The organism is Roseovarius sp. 217 (assembly GCF_000152845.1).
Lineage (GTDB): Bacteria > Pseudomonadota > Alphaproteobacteria > Rhodobacterales > Rhodobacteraceae > Roseovarius.
In genome coordinates, this window is the sequence record NZ_CH902584.1 from 2,438,326 (window position 1) to 2,456,169 (window position 17,844).

16 protein-coding genes are annotated in these 17,844 nt (G+C 62.5%); 4 read left to right on the top strand and 12 right to left on the bottom strand.

The features are described from left to right. Window positions 1–2 precede the first annotated feature (2 nt). Genes rsmA through lptF form a run of 6 tightly spaced genes read right to left on the bottom strand, consistent with a single transcriptional unit; the run spans window position 3 to window position 7,449 of the window. Window positions 3–854 (bottom strand): 16S rRNA (adenine(1518)-N(6)/adenine(1519)-N(6))-dimethyltransferase RsmA, encoded by an 852-nt coding sequence (gene rsmA / locus ROS217_RS11630; protein WP_009817948.1) that lies wholly within the window; start codon window positions 852–854, stop codon window positions 3–5. After that, window positions 851–1,822: a 4-hydroxythreonine-4-phosphate dehydrogenase PdxA gene (gene pdxA, locus ROS217_RS11635; protein WP_009817949.1), complete on the bottom strand. Its 972-nt coding sequence runs from the start codon at window positions 1,820–1,822 to the stop codon at window positions 851–853. Before pdxA ends, rsmA begins: the two co-directional genes overlap by 4 nt. Continuing rightward, a complete protein-coding gene (locus tag ROS217_RS11640) occupies window positions 1,819–3,063 on the bottom strand; it encodes a peptidylprolyl isomerase (RefSeq protein WP_040650554.1) in 1,245 nt (414 codons plus the stop codon). The genes pdxA and ROS217_RS11640 overlap by 4 nt, the downstream gene beginning before the upstream one ends. A gap of 5 nt (window positions 3,064–3,068) precedes the next feature. Next, the gene (locus ROS217_RS11645; RefSeq protein ID WP_009817951.1) at window positions 3,069–5,240 is read right to left on the bottom strand and encodes an LPS-assembly protein LptD; all 2,172 of its coding nucleotides are present in this window, start codon (window positions 5,238–5,240) and stop codon (window positions 3,069–3,071) included. Continuing rightward, window positions 5,237–6,328 carry an LPS export ABC transporter permease LptG gene (lptG, locus tag ROS217_RS11650; protein WP_009817952.1) on the bottom strand — a complete coding sequence of 364 codons (1,092 nt, stop codon included), beginning with the start codon at window positions 6,326–6,328 and terminating at the stop codon, window positions 5,237–5,239. Before lptG ends, ROS217_RS11645 begins: the two co-directional genes overlap by 4 nt. Then, window positions 6,325–7,449 (bottom strand): LPS export ABC transporter permease LptF, encoded by a 1,125-nt coding sequence (gene lptF / locus ROS217_RS11655; RefSeq protein WP_009817953.1) that lies wholly within the window; start codon window positions 7,447–7,449, stop codon window positions 6,325–6,327. Before lptF ends, lptG begins: the two co-directional genes overlap by 4 nt. 149 nt (window positions 7,450–7,598) lie before the next feature. On the opposite strand from lptF, the gene ROS217_RS11660 reads away from it, so the two are divergent. Then, window positions 7,599–9,086, top strand: a complete 1,488-nt coding sequence (locus tag ROS217_RS11660; protein WP_040651381.1) for a leucyl aminopeptidase — start codon at window positions 7,599–7,601, stop codon at window positions 9,084–9,086. Continuing rightward, complete coding sequence (locus ROS217_RS11665) at window positions 9,086–9,544, top strand: DNA polymerase III subunit chi (RefSeq protein WP_009817955.1); 459 nt, start codon at window positions 9,086–9,088, stop codon at window positions 9,542–9,544. The genes ROS217_RS11660 and ROS217_RS11665 overlap by 1 nt, the downstream gene beginning before the upstream one ends. 223 nt (window positions 9,545–9,767) lie before the next feature. Here the strand turns inward: ROS217_RS11665 and ROS217_RS11670 are convergent, their stop codons facing one another. Continuing rightward, entirely contained in the window at window positions 9,768–10,202 is a 435-nt protein-coding gene (locus tag ROS217_RS11670; protein WP_009817956.1) for a hypothetical protein, read from the bottom strand. Window positions 10,203–10,319: 117 nt separating this feature from the next. After that, complete coding sequence (locus ROS217_RS11675; RefSeq protein WP_009817957.1) at window positions 10,320–11,948, bottom strand: acyl-CoA dehydrogenase family protein; 1,629 nt, start codon at window positions 11,946–11,948, stop codon at window positions 10,320–10,322. Between the two features lie 129 nt (window positions 11,949–12,077). On the opposite strand from ROS217_RS11675, the gene ROS217_RS11680 reads away from it, so the two are divergent. Further along, complete coding sequence (locus ROS217_RS11680; protein ID WP_009817958.1) at window positions 12,078–12,374, top strand: FtsB family cell division protein; 297 nt, start codon at window positions 12,078–12,080, stop codon at window positions 12,372–12,374. Between the two features lie 314 nt (window positions 12,375–12,688). Here the strand turns inward: ROS217_RS11680 and ROS217_RS11685 are convergent, their stop codons facing one another. The 3 genes from ROS217_RS11685 to ROS217_RS11695 all read right to left on the bottom strand — a co-directional run bounded on the left by ROS217_RS11685 (window position 12,689) and on the right by ROS217_RS11695 (window position 15,875). After that, window positions 12,689–13,267, bottom strand: a complete 579-nt coding sequence (locus ROS217_RS11685) for a retropepsin-like aspartic protease family protein (protein WP_009817959.1) — start codon at window positions 13,265–13,267, stop codon at window positions 12,689–12,691. Between the two features lie 17 nt (window positions 13,268–13,284). After that, entirely contained in the window at window positions 13,285–13,911 is a 627-nt protein-coding gene (locus tag ROS217_RS11690) for a MarC family protein (protein ID WP_009817960.1), read from the bottom strand. Between the two features lie 116 nt (window positions 13,912–14,027). After that, a complete protein-coding gene (locus tag ROS217_RS11695; protein WP_040650555.1) occupies window positions 14,028–15,875 on the bottom strand; it encodes an ABC-F family ATP-binding cassette domain-containing protein in 1,848 nt (615 codons plus the stop codon). 136 nt (window positions 15,876–16,011) lie between these two features. Between ROS217_RS11695 and ndk the strand changes: the two genes are divergently transcribed. Then, on the top strand, window positions 16,012–16,434 hold the full coding sequence (ndk, locus tag ROS217_RS11700) for a nucleoside-diphosphate kinase (RefSeq protein ID WP_009817962.1): 423 nt from the start codon (window positions 16,012–16,014) through the stop codon (window positions 16,432–16,434). A gap of 294 nt (window positions 16,435–16,728) precedes the next feature. Here the strand turns inward: ndk and ROS217_RS11705 are convergent, their stop codons facing one another. Continuing rightward, window positions 16,729–17,778: a zinc-dependent alcohol dehydrogenase family protein gene (locus ROS217_RS11705; protein WP_009817963.1), complete on the bottom strand. Its 1,050-nt coding sequence runs from the start codon at window positions 17,776–17,778 to the stop codon at window positions 16,729–16,731. Between the last annotated feature and the right edge of the window lie 66 nt (window positions 17,779–17,844).

The window sequence follows — 17,844 nt, forward strand, 5'->3', positions numbered from 1 at the left end:
CCTCACGCCTCCGCCCCGCCCGGCATCACCCGTGCGAGCGCGCAAAACTGCTCGAGACTCACGGTCTCGGCCCGATCCGTAGGCTGAATGCCCGCCGCCAAAAGCCGATCCTCGATATCCGGCGCCGCCCCTTTGAGCGCCGCGCGCAGCATTTTGCGGCGTTGGTTGAAGGCGCGGGCGACCACGCGCTCCAATATCTTGGGATCCGCCGGATATCGCGGCTCTGACAGGGCGGTCAGATGCACCACCGCGCTCGACACTTTGGGCGGCGGGGTAAACGCGCCCGGCGGCAAATGCATCACGATGCGCGGTGTCGCGCGCCACTGGGCCAAGAGGGCAAGACGCCCATACGCCTTTGACCCCGGCGTAGCGACAATTCGCTCCGCCACCTCACGCTGAAACATCAGCGTAAGAGATTGCCAGAACGGTGGCCAGTCAGGCGGCGTGAGCCATCGGATCAGCAATTCGGTGCCCACGTTATAGGGCAGGTTCGAGACCACGCGAATGGGCGGCGTCAGATGCGCCAGCGGATCGAGATCGAGCGCATCGGCATTGAGCACCGTCAGGCGGCCCGGCGCGGCCTCGGCAATCTCGTGCAGCGCGGGTAGGCAGCGGGCGTCCTTTTCGATGGCGAGCACATGCCGCGCGCCCTCCATCAAGAGCCCGCGTGTCAGGCCACCGGGACCGGGGCCGATCTCCAGCACGTCGCAGGTGGTCAGATCCCCCGCCTGCCGGGCGATTTTGGAGGTGAGGTTCAGATCCAGCAGGAAATTCTGACCCAAGGATTTGCGGGCAGAGAGACCGTGCGCAGCAATCACCCGAGCCAGCGGCGGAAGGCTCTCGAGCGGGCTCATGCGCGGCGTGCCTCGCCCATGACCTGCGCCAGTTTCAGCGCCTCGATCAGCGATGTGGGGTTGGCCCGCCCCTGTCCTGCGATGTCCAAGGCCGTGCCGTGATCCGGCGAGGTGCGGATAAAGGGCAGGCCAAGCGTGACATTGACGCCCCGGTCGAAATCCAGCGTCTTGATCGGAATGAGCGCTTGATCGTGATACATGCAGATCGCGGCATCATACTGCGCACGGGCTGCGGCGTGAAACATCGTATCCGCCGACATCGGGCCGCGCAGATCCAGCCCCTCGGCGCGTAGGCGGGTCAGCACCGGCCCGATCACGTCAATCTCTTCGCGCCCCATCTTGCCACCCTCGCCCGCATGCGGATTGAGGCCTGCGATGGCCAAACGCGGCGCGCGCAGGCCAAAATCGCGGATCAACGCGGCATGGGTGATACGGATCGTCTCTTCCAGCAGATCGGGCGTCAGCGCCTGCGGCACGTCTTTGAGCGGAATGTGGATGGTGGTGGGCACGACGCGCAATTGATCCGAGGCCAGCATCATCACGACGCGGTCCACCCCGGCCAGATGCGCCAGAAACTCGGTATGACCGGGAAAGGCGAATCCCGCCCCATCCTGAAGCGCCTGTTTGTGGATAGGAGCGGTGCAGAGCGCAAGCGCAGCACCCGATTGCACCAAACCCACACCGCGCGCGATCACGTCGATCACGCCCTGCGCATGGGCGGGATTGGGCACGCCTCGGGTCAATGGCCCGTCAAACGCATGCACCAAAACCGGCAGGGCAAGGGCCGATGCAGCAGAGGCCTCAGCGGGATCGGTGATGCAGGCAATCGGCGTGCCAGAGGGCAAATGCGCCGGGTCGCCAATCAAAAAGAACGGCAGAGCGCCCCTCAAACGGTCCCAGGCTGCAGCCGCAATTTCCGGCCCAATGCCCGCGGGCTCCCCACAACTGAGCGCAATTGACGCGCTCACTGCTCGACGATCCGCGCCTCGGCACGCAACTGTTCAAGATACCCATTGGCAAAGGATTCGATCCGCTGGTTGCGGATGAAATTCGAGAGATCCTCAACCGACGGTGCCTCGCCGTCCAACTTGGGCGAGCGGCCACAGAGCATCAGGAACACCAGCGTTTGCCCGTTGGAGCGGGTCACGCTGGCCGAGGTTTCACCGGGATCGAGCTGGGACAGCGCCGCAGCGATATCCTGCGGGATTTCCTCGGGGGCCTTTGATCCGCGTTCCAGCACCTCGGGCGGTTGGCCTTTGGCCACACCATAGAGATCGTCACAGGTATCGACCGCCGCGCGCACCTGTGCGGCGCGTTGCAGGGCCTCGGCGCTGCGTCCGCCAGAAATGTAATAAGCTGCATATTCAATGGCAGAATACTCCGGTGCAGCCACAGAGGTTTCCTCGATGTCGCGCATGTAAAAGAGCGCGAGTCCGCCGTCGATGGGCAGTGGATCGGACACCTCGCCGGGGGCGAGACCCAGCACGATAGGGCGCAAGCCCGCCGGCAAGTCCGAGAGCGCGACCCATTCCATCCGCCCGCCGCGTCCGGCCGAGGGTGCTGCGGAATACTGGCGCGCCGCGGCGGCGAAATCGCCTTCGCTGTCCGCTTCGGCAATTTGTGTGGCCAGAGCCTGCTTTGCCTCGGCGTCCCCAAGGCTGGTGACAGGCAAAATGATTTCGGACAGAAGCACGCGCACCGCCGCCCCCCCTGTCAGCGCGCGTGTCGCACGCTCCAGATCATCCTCACTCACCGACACGCGCGAGGCAAATTGCGCGCGCGTGAGTTCGCGCCATGTGATCCCAGCACGCACAAATTCGCGAAAGGATTGCTGCGACACGCCAGCCTCTTCGAGCGATGAAATGAGCTGATCTGCGGTCATATTGGCCCGTCCGGCGAATTCCTCCATGCCGGTGCGGACCATGTCATCCTCTACCACCAGCCCTACGGCCCGCGCGGCGTCCAGTTTGATGCGTTCCTCGATCAACTGCTCGCGTGCCAACCGCCGTGGATCGCCCGGCGCGCGAAACAGCGTCAGCATCCGGGCGCGCTGTTGCAGCTCATATCCGGTGATCGCCTGATCGTTAACGTGAATTGCCGGTGCAAACAGGTTTTGCGCCTGCACCGGACTTACCCCTCCGGGCAACCCCGTCAAGCCAATCGCGGCTAGGGTCAGGGCGGCAAGCGTGCGGCGGAGGATCGGTGTCATTCTGGTCAGTTCCTGCATGTCCGGGTAAAGCTCGGGTCACGGGTCGCGGAGGAGAACCCCGTAAACCCTACCGTAAAGCCGATGTTGGTTTCAGGTTCAAGGATAGTCGAAGAGGTAAAGCGGCGCGAGACCGAAAGCGTGATATCAACGCATTCGTTGGAATACGTCAGACCGGCACCGGCACGCACGCTGCGACTGGCCGCCTCGTCAAACCGCCATTCGGCATGGCCGGTCCATTGTTTGGCAAATCGGTAGCTGCCATCAATCGCCCATTCCGATACGGTCGAGGGGCGGTTTTCTGCGGGATCGGCCGACAGCCACACATAGGTCGCCCCGATATTGGTGTACGCGTTCTGCCAGCTGGCGCGGGCCTCGGCCTTGGTGGTGTCAAACATCGCGTCAAACAGGCCGCGCGCGGTGACGGTCAATCCGGTGGCATTGCGGAATTGACCGGCAATCAGCAAATCCGACGTGCGGTCGCGCAGTCCCGATGACTTGCTAAAGCTGGGGGTAATGCCATCGCGTTCGAGCAAACGCTCGTCGCGCCGGACCTGTCCGACAGCGAGGCTGCCTTGCCAGCCAGCCGGATCAATCCGCGTCCAGCTCACGCCGTAAGCCGCGCTATATCCCCGCTCGCGTCGGTCAGGCGCATTGAAACGGGAATGGTTGAACAGATTGCCTTCGTCAAAGTCGATCTGCGTTGCCTCATCCAGCGGGATGTTTGGGTTAGACCCACCAGACCACGCCAGTTGAACGACAGGTTCGATGACATGGGTTACGGCATACCGGGTGGATTTCAAAAGAGGCCAGCGCAATTCAAGCGCGACACTGGGCGTGAGTTCGGTCGCATCCGCGGCAGAGGTGGTCCCGGCCTGAGAGATTTCGAAGTGATCGAGGATCAACCCGGTCCGAAAGCTGGCCAGCACGCCTGCGGGCAGGGTCCAGCCGCGATACCAGTCCAGCCGGGTGCTGAATCGTGTCACGTCGCGCCCATCGGCATAGCGGTCGAGCGTGGCAATCGTCGAGTCCGAGCCGCGATAATGGCTGTGCAGCGCAGCGCCAAACCGTAATTCACCCCCCAACCGCGTCGGAAAGAAGCGGCGCTCATACTCCGCATTTCCCGCAAGGGTCGGCAGGGTGGAATTGCTTTCGCCGATGCGGAGCGAATTGAAATGGGTGATCGCGCCTCGGATATATTCATCGCGGCGCGCGCGTTCGACCGAGAGCTCGTTCTTCAGCCGGTCCTTGTCGGAAAAGTCGTGATCCAGCAGGAACGTATCATCGCTGCTCAGTTCGACATTGAACCGAAGGACGAAATCGCGCGGCAGATCGAACCGACCGCTGCCAAAGAGATACCCCCGTGTTTCGTCCGGGCTAAAGTCATCTTTCGCAACTGCGCCATTGAATTCGATCTCTCCTTTGCGAAACGCCTGACGATAGCGCAGTTCGAGACGCCGCGAACTGGTGGCCCAAAACGGCGCCAGCGTCAGGTCGCGGCTCTCACCGATCGGGATGAAATAGGGCACCCGGATGCCTGTGCCCAAAAGCGTCGAATTGACCAGCGACGGGGTCAGAAACCCATGCGCCCGATCCAGCGTAGGATCGGGCAGACGCAGGCGGGGCAGGTAGAGCACCGGCGTGTTCAGGATCCGGAACTGCGCGTTGTCGAAATAGAGCTGCCGCGCCTCCTCGTCGTGGATCACCCGCTGCGCCCGGATCTGCCAGAGCGGCGGGCGTCCGGTCTCGCACACCCGACAAGAGGTGACTGCCGTCTTGTAGAGCTGGTTGAACCGGGCGTCGGTGCGTCGCATTTCAACCGCCGCCAGTTGCAACTGATCCTGCATCACGATCCGCGCCCCGCGCAGAATGCCGTTGGTCAGGTCGCGGTCCAACTCGGCGCTGTCGGCCAGGACCACGCTGCCATCGACATCCGTAAGCGTCAGCGGTCCCTTGATCACGAGTCGTTCGGTGGCGCGGTCATAAACGATTTCCCGCGCCTTGAGGCGACGCCCCTGATAGAGCGCCTCGACATTGCCAGAGGCGATCAATTGGTTGTCTTCGGTGATGCGCACGTCATCCGCCACCAAAACAGCGGGATCAACAGAGCCATCCTGCGCGCCAACCGGCGTTGCCATCGCCAACAGCAGGCCCAGCAGAATACGGGCAAACCGGGTCATCCGTCCTCCAGATGCAGAAGGATTCCGAGACCGATGAAGAGCGAGGCCACCGGCGGTGCCCATGCCGCCAGCAGGATCGGAATCTGTCCGTTCTCACCAAGGATCTGCGCAAAATTGCGGATATAATGCAGGCCAAAGCCCAAGAGCACCGCCGTCAGTACCGAGAGCCCCACATTGGCCCCGCGCGTGTGCTGCATGGTAAAGGCCGCCGAAATCAACACCAGCGCGACCAGAAACACCGGTTGGGCCAGTTCGCTCTGAAACCAGATCGCATAGCGTCGGGCCGAAAATCCGGCCTCTTCAAGCTGGGCGATGAACTTGGGCAACTCCCAGATCGGGACATATTCCGGGCTGCCAAAACTGTCGAGAATGCGATCTTGCGTCAGATCTGAGGGCACCGTCATCTGTGCGTCTTCGCGCGCCGAGGCCTCTGGATTGACCCCTTGCGCCAGATCCCAGATCTTGGCCTCGGTCAACACCCACGCGCCTTCCTCAAGCTGCGCCGAGGTGGCGCTGATGCGGCGCAGGGGTTTGCCGTCCGGCGCAAAGTCGTAAAAGCTGGGCGCGTAGAGCGTGCCCAGATCAGAACTGGCGCGGGCCGCATAGATCACCGTCTGCCCCTCTGCCGCGCTCTGCCGCAGCCACAAGCCCTCCGAGGCAATCGCCAGATCCGACGACGCCTGCCCGGAGTAGCTGTTGACCAGATCGTGATGTCGTTTTGACGTGGCCGCCACGAGGGGATTACCCACCGCCAACCCCAAGAGGCCAATGGCAAGCGCCACCGCCGCCGGCGCCAGTAGCCCCTGAAGCGCCGAGCGGCCCGAGGCACGCAGCACCACCAGTTCCGACGTCCTGGCCAGCCGCAGGAAAAGCGCCACCGAGGCAAGAATCATCACCAGCGGAATGATCTCGTAATAGGCTTCCGGCAGCTTCAGCAGCACGATGCCCAACACCTGACCGAATGCGAGTTCGGGGAAGTCCCCCAATTCATCCATCAGATCAATCAGTCCCAGCATCACCACAAGCGTGACAGTGACCCCGAGAAAACTCATGAAAAAGCGACGGCCGAAATAGCGTTCCAGAATCATGAAACCACCTCTGCCGACCGGCGACCGCGCCCCGTCAACCGTCGCCAGACGCCCGGATGGCTGGCAACGGATAATAGCAGCCCCGAAAGAACCAGCCCCAGCAGAACCGGCAAGTAGAGCAGCGGCCAGAGCGCTCCATTCAGCAAAACCGGGGCCACCACGATGCTCTCGACAATCTTGATCCCCACCAAAAGCCCAAAGGCCAAAAGCACCTGACGCCAGACACCAAAGCGGCTATGCGCCCCCACCAGCAGGGTGCAGAATCCCACCAGCGCCGCGATGACGCACAAGAGCGCAGCTGTGATCCGGCCATGGGTCTGTGACATGACGGTGCCATAGCTCGTTCCGGTGCGGGCCGCCACAGCTTCGGGATCACGCAGCATCTCGAGTGTGTTGGCAAAGGCCACCTCATCGAGATTGACCACATCGCGACTGACGAGACTGCTGATGTCATAGGAAAAATCATCGAAATAGGTGGTAAAGAGCCGGTTCTGATCGGCACGGATATTCTGGGCCAACCCGGATACCATAACCAAACGTGTGCCGCCGCCCTCTTGTACCAGATAGGCGCGCGACGAGGTATAGGTGACGGGAGCCTCTGGATCACGCCGGTCGGACAGGAACACATCGCGCAATTCGCCCGTCTGAGTGATCTCGCGAATGTAGAAGGTGATTCCGGGGGCAGGGTGCAGGAATTCGCCGTCGCTCAGCAGCTTGGCCGAGATGTTGCGCGACACCTCATCTTGGCGCAGACGCAATTGGCTCAGGCTCCCGGGGATGAGGTAATGCGCCAGCAGCGACATCATCACCGCAACAATCACCCCAAAGACCAGAACCGGGCGGGCCAGGCGCAGCGGCGAATAGCCCGTGGCCTGCATCACCGTCAATTCGCTCTCAGAGGAGAGACGGTTGACCACATAAACCGCCGCGGCAAAGGCCGCGATGGGCAGCACAACGCCAATCACTCCCGGCAAGGTCAGTGCCGTGAACTCCACAAAGACCCATGCGGGCTGGCCATCCCCGATCAGCCGGTCAAACATGCGCACCGCCTTGTTGATCCAGACGATCGACACCAGAACGAGCGCAAAAAAACCGAACAGAACCATGAATTGCGACAGCATGTACCTGTCGAATCTGGTCACTCTTATCCCCCATGGCAGCAGACTTGTCGGGCAACCTAGCCGAATTGATTGCGGGGGAAAACTGCTAACTGGTCATTGGCGGCAAGCCGCGCTAGGTCTTGGAAAAGCTGAACCATGAGGAGTTCCCGATGACCCGACCCCTGCCTGTTGTCTTTGCCGAGACCGATCTGGATGCACTGGCCACGGTGCCGGGCCGCATTGCGGTGATCATTCCACCCGAAGGCAAGCTGGACGCAGGTGCGCGGCGCATCAACCGCATGACGCGCGGTGCGCTCGCCCGGCTGATCGAGGCGGCAGCCCTGAACGATAGAAAACCCGGCGACGTGATCACGATCAACTGGCCCGCCGGAATGGCGGCAGAGGCGGTGGATGTGGTGATCCTGCCGCGCAGCGCCAGCCCCGCCGAGAGCCGTCGCGCGGGCGTCAGCCTGGGCCGGATCAAAGGCGACAAACCATTGCTCATTCTCGGGGGGGCGCTGCGCCGTCCGGTGGACGTGATTTTGGGGGCGCTGCTACGATCCTACGAATTCAACACCCACAAGACACCGCCCAAGACCACCAAGGACAAGGCAGAGCCGGGTGCCCTCACCCTGATGACCGGCAAACCAGATGAGGTCCGGGCCGAGTCCGCTCCAGTGCTGGCCCTCGCCGAGGGGGTGTTCTTTACCCGCGATCTGGTCAGCGAGCCAGCCAATCACCTGACCACCACGGAATTTGCTAATCGCATCGCCGCGATGCAGGATCTGGGGCTCAAGATCACCATCCTCGAAGAAAAGGACATGGAAAAGCTCGGCATGGGCGCAATCCTGTCGGTGGGTCATGGTAGCGCCAGCCCGTCGAAACTGGCGGTGATGGAATGGCTGGGCGGACCCAAAGGCGAGGCACCGCTGGCTCTGATCGGCAAAGGCGTGGTGTTTGACACCGGCGGCATCAGCCTCAAGCCCGCGGCAGGCATGGAAGAGATGACCATGGACATGGGGGGCGCGGGCGTCGTCGCGGGCGTCATGCGCACGCTGGCGCTGCGCAAGGCCAAGGCAAATGTCGTCGGCCTTGTGGGCATCGTGGAAAACATGCCCTCGGACCGCGCCACCCGTCCCGGCGATGTCGTCACGTCAATGAAGGGTGACACCATCGAGGTGATCAACACCGACGCCGAAGGGCGGCTCGTTCTGGCCGATGTGATGTGGTATGCACAGGAAACCTACAAGCCGCGTGGCATGATTGATCTGGCCACTCTGACCGGGGCCTGCATCGTGGCCTTGGGCCATGAGAATGCCGCCGTGCTCAGCAATGACGACGGGCTTTGCAATGCCTTTCTGCGCGCGGCCAAAACCGAGGGCGAGGGCGCGTGGCGTCTGCCTCTTGGGCAGGGCTATGCCGATATCATCAAGAGCCAGATCGCTGACGTCAAAAACTCGGGCGGGCGGCCGGCGGGTACGATCACGGCGGCGGAATTCCTGCATCGCTTCGTGCAGGACGGCATGCCTTGGGTGCATCTCGACATCGCGGGCGTCGCCAGCGTCAAGGCCGACACCACCTATGCCCCCAAGGGCGCAACCGGCTGGGGTGTGCTGGCGCTCAACCGGCTGGTGGCGGATCTGCTCGAGGAGAGGTGATGGGTGCCGCCTATTTCTATCATCTGACGCGCCAACCGCTCGAGGCGACCTTGCCGATGCTCTTGGAAAAATCCTTGAGCGTGGGCTGGCGTGTGGTGGTGCGTGGCCGCGACAGGGCACGGATGGTCTGGCTGGATGAACGGCTGTGGCTGGGGCCCGAGGACGGTTTTCTGCCGCATGGCCTGTCCGGCGGGCCGCAGGATGCCGATCAGCCGGTGTTGCTGACGACTGAGAGCGCGCGGCCCAATGGCGCGGTCTGCCTCATGGCGATTGATGCGGCAGAGGTCAGCGCCCAAGAGGTGCAAATGCTGGACCGGGTCTGCATCCTCTTTGACGGCAATGACGATGCGGCGGTTCAGGCGGCGCGCGGCCAATGGAAGACCCTGACCGGTGCTGGCTGCACCGCCCAATATTGGTCCGAGGCGGGTGGCCGCTGGGAAAAGAAAGCCGAGGCGTGAGCAGGGTCAGTTCCGGACCGTCGCCGACATTTGACCCGATGACCAAAGCGCGGGATCAAGGCGCGGCACGCGCCGCCGCGTAGAGCATCGCTTGCCAAGGCCCAGTCCAGTCCAGTCCAAATCCACTCTTTGAAAGGTGGACCGCCTCGCATGTTCGTCCCGTTTTCAACCAGAATACTTGTTACGCCGGGCGAGGATGTGAGGCGGCCCCGCAGACCAAGCCTCAGAAGGACATGATCCGCGTTTCCTCCGCCAAGAGGCGCGCGGCCACGGCGGGCGGTTTGGCGGCGGTGATCCCGTCGAGCAGGGCGGTTCCGTCAACGCCCTTGTTGGGCAGGTAGATGGCGCACACCTCGACTGTGGCCCCGGCGTCCATGATCTTTTGCATCAGACCCTGTGGGCTCATTCCCATCGGCGCTTGCGGGGCGGTGGCACTGGCGGGGGCGTCCTTGAGGGCCAGATCACCGGCGGGGCCACAGAGCAGCACATAGGAGCTTGCTCCGGCCTTAGTCGTCTGCAGGGTCAGAACCATGCCCATCAGCTGCGTTTGCGGCTCTCCACTGGTCAAGATCGTGACCATCTGCTTGGCGTCTTCGGCCATGCCGGGACTGGTCAGGGTGGCAAGGCCAAGGGTGGCGGCAGTGATGATTTTGCGCATGATGTCCTCTTTCAGACAAAGATGAATTCGGAATCCGTATTTTATAAGGGCACTCTAGGCCGTGCGCAGTGGCGTTGACCTTGATCTGGATCAAACACATTCGACGTTATGAATTTATTATGCCCCGCCCCCCAACCGCGCCAGAATGGGGGCGGTGTCGAGCGTGCCAATCGCCCCGGCCACCCGTCCGCGTGGATCGCTGAGCCGTGTGGCGATATAGGCGCTTGCCACCGCGTCCGGCGCATGCCGCATCAGCACCGAGGCGGTGAGAAGCGTGGCGAGGCTCTCGGCATACCAGCGCGCCTGTGCCTCGTCGGGCAGCTTGGGAAAGGTCTGCATATGCGCCTTGAGGGCCGCGTCAAAGCGGCTGTCCTGCCCGGCGACGCTGGCCAGTTCCGCGCTCAACACCTCACCGGCCAGAGGCTCCTTGCGCAGGGTGCGCAGGATATCAAGGCAGATGACATTGCCCGACCCTTCCCAGATCGAATTGAGCGGCGCTTCGCGGTAGAGCATCGGCAGGGGCGTATCCTCGACATAGCCCATGCCGCCCATCGCCTCCATCGCCTCATAGACCACACAAGGGCAGAGCTTGTTGCCCATAAACTTGGCCAGAGCCACGCCAAGGCGAGCAAAGGCGCGGTCCGCGGCCCCCCGCCCGTCAAACGCCCGCGCCACATGAAGCCCAAGCGCCAGCGTGCCCTCCCAATCCAGCGCCAGATCGGCCAGAACGGCGCGCATCAGCGGCTGATCAATGAGCCGTTTCTGAAAAGCCGAGCGGTGGCAGGCCCAATACTGCGCCTGATCCAACGCCGCCCGCATCAATCCCGCCGGTGCCATGGCGGTATCGAGCCGCGTGTGATGCACCATCTCGAGAATGGTCCGCAGCCCCGCGCTCTCATCGCCCAGCCGATAGGCGATCGCCCCGTGATACTCGATCTCAGCCGATGCATTGGCGCGGTTGCCCAGCTTGTCCTTCAGTCGCTGGATCTGGATGCCATTGCGCCCCCCCTCCAGCCAACGCGGCACCAGAAAGCAGGTCAGCCCCTCGGGCGCTTGTGCCAGCGTCAGAAACCCGTCCGACATCGGCGCGGAGCAGAACCATTTATGCCCAACAAGGCGATAGGTATCCCCCTCAGGCGTGGCCGTGGTGGCAGTGGCGCGGATGTCCGATCCGCCCTGCTTTTCGGTCATCGCCATGCCCAGTGTAGCCCCGGGTTTGCGCGCCAGCGGCTTGGCGCCCGGATCATAGGTGCGCGCTGTGAGCTTGGGCACCCAGTCGGCAAGGAGCGCCTTGTCAACCCGCAGTGCCGGCACGGCGGCATAGGTCATGGTCATCGGACAGCACACGCCCGGTTCCACCTGAGAGGTCATATAGACCATCGCGGCATGGCTGGCATGCCCGCCCCTCGCCCCCTCCCACGCAAGCGCCGCATAGCCCGCGCCGATGCCAACGCGCATCAAATCGTGATAGGCCGGGTGAAACCGCACCTCATCCAGCCGGCGCCCGCCTGCATCAAAAAGCACCAGTTCGGGCGGATGGCGGTTGGCGGCGCGCCCCGCCTCGCGCAGCGCCTCGGTGCCGATACGCGCCCCGTAGGCGGCCAACACCTCGGGATCGGCCCCTGCCGCCGTCGCATGGGTTTGCAAGCCCGGATCGCCCGCCCAGAGATCGAGATCGCCACGCGGGGCGGGCTGGTTGGTCACCTGATGGGTCTCGAGCCTATCCTGCGCCGGGCTGTCCTGCATCGTGCTCTCCTTTTGCGGGTATGCTAGAGTGGGCAAGGCCACGGCGAAAGGGGATTCACAAAGCGAATCACCTGTGGCATTGTAGGCGAAACGCCCAGCACGAGGCGGATTGAAGAGGCAGACCAGAGCATGACACCCCGCAGCCGCCCTTGGGGCCTGTTGATCTTTTTCGTGATCGCCTTCTTTCTGGGGGCCTATTTCACATTTGCCGCCGTGCAGGGCGATTACGGCCTGTTTCGCCGTGCCGAAATCGACGCGCAGAGCGTGGAGTTGCAGGCCCAACTCGATGCGCTCGACGCGCGGGTGGCGCGGATGGAGAACCTGACCCGGCGTCTGTCGGACAGCTATCTCGATCTCGACCTGCTCGATCAGCAGGCACGCGAGGTTCTGGGACTGTTGCGCAGCGATGAGATTGTCATTCGCTGAGGCAGGCGAGGGGCGAGATTGGCCTGAAGGGGACATTGGCCCCAATGTCCAAAGCGCGGAATCAAGGCGCGAAGCGCCGCCGCGCAGCGCCCGTCCGCCCCACCGGGCGGGCGCTTTTGCGACGTCACAACGCACTGATAACGCGGATGTATTTGGCAAGCATAAAGTGACAGCCGACTATGGTGCAGCGCCCACCCGACGGACGGGCACCGCGCGGCTCATCGCTCAGGTCCAACGCCCCCTTCAGGCCCAAACCTGCCCTCACTCCGCCTTAGGCGCCGCGCGCGCCCTTCAAGATCGCAGTCCCGTCCAAACTACCGGGTCAGCACCAACAGGCCACCCGTGATTTCGATGCTCGAGAACCGCTGCAAATACGCCATTCCCAGCAATGACTGGCCCATCTCGCCCTCATTCACTACCGCGCGCACATCTGAATGTTGCACCGGCCCCACCGCCACGCTTTTCAGGCGCACCGGGGCCGTTCGCACCTCGCCATTGGCGGTAAAGGCGCGCCCCATATAGGCCAGCTTTCCGGTGTCGATCCCGATCCGCTCTGCATCGTTTTGGTTCAACACGATCTGGCTCGCTCCGGTATCAACCACGAACCGCACGGGCACACCCTCCACATCTGCTGTCAGATAATAATGCCCATCCGGCGCGCGCGGCAGCTCGATCCGATCCTCCGAGACCACGCTCTGCATGGGACGGACGGTCTGACGAATATCATCCCAGAGCCCGACCACAGCCAGAGCCCCGACGAAAATCAGCGCCCAGATCATCGCCTGTTGGATCAACTTGCCCAAGGAGGCGCGGTTCTGCACCACGAACCACATCAGGATCACCGATCCAAGGATGACGAGATACGTCAACTGTGTATAATCAACCTGTTCCATGGCTCAGATATAGGCGCTCATCCCGCCAGACCAAAGCCGCGCAGCCCGTCCAGAACGAATTGCACAGCGAGCGCCGCCAGCAGCATGCCCAAAAGGCGCGTCACCACGTTGATCCCGACCTTGCCAAGCGCGCGTTCCAGCAGGCCCGAGGTCAGAAACATCACAAAGACCAGGGCGATCACCGACAACATCACGCCAATCACCCAGAGCAAGCCTTCGACCCCCGGCTTTTGCCCGGCCAAGAGGATCACCGTGGCAATCGACCCCGGCCCGGCGATCAGGGGAATGGCTATGGGAAAGATTGACGGATCGTCACCCTCTTCCTCTTCTGCCGCATCTGCCTGTCCTTTGCGACGCTGTCCACGCCGCTCAAAGAGCATGTCGAGCGCGGTTAGAAACAGCAGCAACCCACCGGCGATGCGAAACGCAGGCATGGAAATGCCGATAAAGCTCAGCACCGCCTCACCGAGCGCGGCAAAGAGAATGAGCAGCAGCGCCGAGGTGACACAGGCGCGAATGGCAATCGCTCGACGTCGCGCCGTGTTCATGCCTTGGGTCAGCGCCACAAAGAGCGGCGTCATCCCGATAGGATCAATGATCACAAAGAGCGTGACAAAGGCGGTGATCAGAAATGCGCTGTCCATACGGGCCTTGCACCATTTTCAGGGTCAAATGCCAAGAGAAAACCGCCCTCACCCCAGATTGCGGGCCAAAGGGGCTCCGAAACGTACGGTCCGCCCGCACAAACGTACGGCGCGCCTCAGCCCTCAGTTGCCTCAAGCCGCTCCAACGCTTCCATCCAGAGGGTTTCAGCCAGAGACAGACCCTGCTTGATTTCGGCGTATTTCTTTTGCCATTGGGTCAGCCCGTGGACATCGTGATAGATCTTCGGATCTGCCAGTTTCTCGGCGACCTTCCCTTCCATACCATGTAGTTTCTCAAGCCGCTCCTCACAGCGTTTCACATCCTGCCGCAGTTTGAGGATTGCGTCGCGCGAGGGCCGTTTGACCTTGATTTCCTTGGGTTTTTCGGCTGGTTTTTCCGTGTCCGAGCCGTTGAGCAGCATGGCGCGGTAACTCTCCAGATCGCCCTCATAGGGGGCCACTTCGCCACCTCGTACCAGCCACAGTCGATCCGCCACAAGCCCCAGGAGATGCATGTCATGGCTGACCAGAATGATTGCGCCGCTATAGGCGGTCAGCGCCTCCACCAGCGCCTCGCGGCTCTCGATATCAAGGTGATTGGTCGGTTCGTCGAGAATCAACATATGCGGCGCATCCACCGTCGCCAGCATCAACGACAACCGCGCCTTCTGCCCACCTGACAGTTTTCCCACCAGCGTTTCCGCCTGCTCCGCTCCAATACCAAAGCCCCCTAAACGAGCCCTTAACTTGGCGGGCGTTTCGGTTGGGCGCATCCGGCGAATGTGGTCGATGGGGGTCTCGTCAAGGTGCAATTCTTCGACCTGATGCTGCGCGAAATAGCCAACGCGCAGCTTGGAAGACTTGTGCAGTTGCCCTTCAATGGGTTGAAGTTTGCCCGCTAAGAGCTTGGAAAGCGTTGATTTTCCTTCGCCATTCCGACCCAGCAGGGCGATCCGGTCATCCTGATCAATCCGGAGGTTCAGCCGCCGCAACACCGGCACGCCATCATAGCCCACTGATCCGCTCTCGATCCGCAGAATGGGCGGCGAGAGTTCTTCGGGCGTGGGAAAGGTAAAGCGTTTGAGCGCCGCCTCTTGCGGCGTCGTGATCGGCTTGAGCTTGGCGATCATCTTGAGGCGCGATTGTGCCTGCACGGCCTTGCTCGCCTTGGCACGAAAGCGGTCGACAAAGCTCTGGAGATGCGCGCGGCGGGCGTCCTGCTTCTTGGCTTCAGAGGCGGCGGCGGCGAGACGGGCGGCACGGGTTTCCGCGAATGTCTCGTAACCCCCTTGATAAAGCGTGAGTTTCTTGTCCTCGAGATGCAGGATCGAGCCCACAGCACGGTTCAAGAGCCCGCGATCATGGCTAACAATCAGCACCGTATGCGGATAGCGCGCGAGGTAGGTTTCGAGCCACAACGCGCCCTCAAGATCGAGATAGTTGGTCGGTTCGTCCAACAGCAGCAGATCGGGTTGCGAAAAGAGCACCCCCGCCAATGCCACTCGCATCCGCCAGCCGCCAGAAAAGGCGGAGCAGGGCATAAGCTGTTCCTCGTCGGTGAAGCCCAGCCCCTTGAGGATGCTCGCGGCGCGCGCCTCGGCGGACCAAGCGTCGATATCGGCCAGACGGGTCTGGATTTCGGCGATCCGCGCGCCATCGGTCGAGCGCTCGGATTCTTCCATGAGTTCAGCACGTTCCGTGTCATAGCTCAACACGGTGTTGACGAGCGACACCTCGTTTCCGGGCACTTCTTGCGCCACGCCGCCGATGCGCGCGCGCGATGGCAGGCTGATGCTACCGCCCTCCAGCGCCAGTTCGCCTCGGATCAGGCGAAAGAGGGTGGTCTTGCCCGTGCCATTGCGGCCCACGATGCCAACCTTGTGGCCGTCGGGGATGCTGGCGGAGGCGCTGTCGATCAGGGTGCGGCCCGCGACCGAATAGGTGATATCATCAATGTGCAACATGGCCCCCCGCATGCCGTAAGTGCGCGCCGCCGTCAATCGCGGCTTTTCAAGGGGCGGTGTGCATGCTATCCGACCCGCGATCAAACGCGGTCGGGCAAGGGGCCGGGCCGGTGAAACCTATGGAAAAGAGGCTGAAATGGCTGTTGAACGCACGCTGAGCATCATCAAACCCGACGCGACCAAGCGCAACCTGACCGGCAAGATCAATGCCAAGTTCGAAGATGCAGGTTTGCGTATTGTCGCCCAAAAACGCATCCAACTGACCCCGGAACAGGCGGGTGTTTTCTATGCCGTGCACAAAGAGCGCCCGTTTTACGGCGAATTGTGCGAATTTATGGCGTCAGGCCCGGTTGTGGTGCAGGTTCTGGAAGGCGAAGGCGCTGTGGCCAAGAACCGTGAAGTGATGGGTGCCACCAACCCTGCGGATGCTGCCGCTGGCACGGTCCGCGCGGAGTTTGCCGAGTCGGTGGGTGAGAATTCGGTCCATGGGTCGGACGCGACCGAGACAGCCGCTGTTGAGATCGCCTATTTCTTTTCCGGCCTTGAACTGGTCGGCTGATCTTGAAGTGATACCTGAAGAAAAGGCCGTATCCTATTGGGATGCGGCCTTTTTCATTTCTCAGATGCTGGCGTAATCCTGATAGACTGGTGCGGCATTTGGCTTGGGTTGCGCTTGCGACGCGGGTTGCGGGGGCGCGGATTTGGGCCCGGGAATCGGGGGGATGGCCTGTGGCATGGGACTGCTCCATTTATGGGGTGGCAGACCTTGGACGGCCTGACCTTTGATTATCCTTACAGGATCGGTAAGTTTCACGGCGCGGTTAGGGCGCAATTGTGGCGAAACTAAGGCGAATCAAGCGCTTAGCTGGTCAACCACGGTGACGCCATAGCCCTGAAACCCGTCCATTGCGCTCAAGGCCTCGTTCAGCCCCGACAAACCGATGCGTTTGGTGATCAGGCGTTCGGGGTCGAGATGCCCGGCGGAGATCATGGCGAAGAGGGCAGCAAAGCGGTCCGCCCCGATGCCACGGGTTCCGTGCAATGTGATCTGGCGGGAATAAACCAGGTCGAGCAGGGGCAATTCGGGCGTGGCGTGACGGCCAAGGGGCATGCCGATCTGCACATGCCGCCCAAGTTTTCGCAGGCTTTTCAGAGAGTTGTGAAAGGTGTCGGTAATCCCGAGCGCGTCCAGTGACACATGCGCGCCGCCCTCGGTCATGTCGCGCACAGCGCTGCCCACATCCGGGGTATGGCTGGCATCAAGGGTGGCGGTCGCGCCGAGGGATTTGGCGATGCGCAACGCCTCGGGGTTGACGTCGATGGCCAGAACCCGCGCGCCAATTGCCGCGCCGATCATGATGGCCGCGAGGCCGACGCCACCGCAGCCATGAACGCTAAGCCATTCACCGGGTTGAGTTTTTGCTCGGTCCACCACGGCGCGGAAGGCGGTGGTGACGCGGCAGCCCATGCCGGCGGCGGCCGCAAAATCCATCGCATCGGGCAGGCGCACGAGGTTGAAATCGGCGCGCGGGATGGCGAGGCGTTCGGCGAAGGCCCCCCAGCCGGTAAAGCCGATCACCTGTTGATGGTTGCAGGTTGTCGGCTCTCCACCGCGGCAATCGGGGCAGGTCCCGCAGCCAAGGATAAACGGTGCCGTGACCCGGTCGCCAACTGCAAAAGCCCGACATTCTGGTCCGATTTCAAGGACTTCGCCCGCGAACTCATGCCCCATGACATGTGGCAGGATGACATCTGGATCGGCCCCTTTCCACGCGTGATGGTCCGAACGGCAGACACCACAGGCGCGTACGGCGATCACCGCGCCGTCGCGGGGACAGTCGGGATCTGGCACATCGGTGATTTCTGTGGGGGTATTGTAACAGGTCAGGAGGGCTGCGCGCATAAGGCACCTTTGGCTGGGGTTCGGCGCAGCCTAGAATGGGGTGCGAGACAGGGCAAGCGTGTACAG

Bases quoted from the DNA above. Each gene is read 5' to 3' on its own strand.
- rsmA (WP_009817948.1), bottom strand. From the start codon at position 854: ATGAGCCCGCTCGAGAGCCTTCCGCCGCTGGCTCGGGTGATTGCTGCG.
- ROS217_RS11640 (WP_040650554.1), bottom strand. From the start codon at position 3,063: ATGACACCGATCCTCCGCCGCACGCTTGCCGCCCTGACCCTAGCCGCG.
- ROS217_RS11645 (WP_009817951.1), bottom strand. From the start codon at position 5,240: ATGACCCGGTTTGCCCGTATTCTGCTGGGCCTGCTGTTGGCGATGGCA.
- lptG (WP_009817952.1), bottom strand. From the start codon at position 6,328: ATGATTCTGGAACGCTATTTCGGCCGTCGCTTTTTCATGAGTTTTCTC.
- lptF (WP_009817953.1), bottom strand. From the start codon at position 7,449: ATGCTGTCGCAATTCATGGTTCTGTTCGGTTTTTTTGCGCTCGTTCTG.
- ROS217_RS11660 (WP_040651381.1), top strand. From the start codon at position 7,599: ATGACCCGACCCCTGCCTGTTGTCTTTGCCGAGACCGATCTGGATGCA.
- ROS217_RS11665 (WP_009817955.1), top strand. From the start codon at position 9,086: ATGGGTGCCGCCTATTTCTATCATCTGACGCGCCAACCGCTCGAGGCG.
- ROS217_RS11670 (WP_009817956.1), bottom strand. From the start codon at position 10,202: ATGCGCAAAATCATCACTGCCGCCACCCTTGGCCTTGCCACCCTGACC.
- ROS217_RS11675 (WP_009817957.1), bottom strand. From the start codon at position 11,948: ATGCAGGACAGCCCGGCGCAGGATAGGCTCGAGACCCATCAGGTGACC.
- ROS217_RS11680 (WP_009817958.1), top strand. From the start codon at position 12,078: ATGACACCCCGCAGCCGCCCTTGGGGCCTGTTGATCTTTTTCGTGATC.
- ROS217_RS11685 (WP_009817959.1), bottom strand. From the start codon at position 13,267: ATGGAACAGGTTGATTATACACAGTTGACGTATCTCGTCATCCTTGGA.
- ROS217_RS11690 (WP_009817960.1), bottom strand. From the start codon at position 13,911: ATGGACAGCGCATTTCTGATCACCGCCTTTGTCACGCTCTTTGTGATC.
- ROS217_RS11695 (WP_040650555.1), bottom strand. From the start codon at position 15,875: ATGTTGCACATTGATGATATCACCTATTCGGTCGCGGGCCGCACCCTG.
- ndk (WP_009817962.1), top strand. From the start codon at position 16,012: ATGGCTGTTGAACGCACGCTGAGCATCATCAAACCCGACGCGACCAAG.
- ROS217_RS11705 (WP_009817963.1), bottom strand. From the start codon at position 17,778: ATGCGCGCAGCCCTCCTGACCTGTTACAATACCCCCACAGAAATCACC.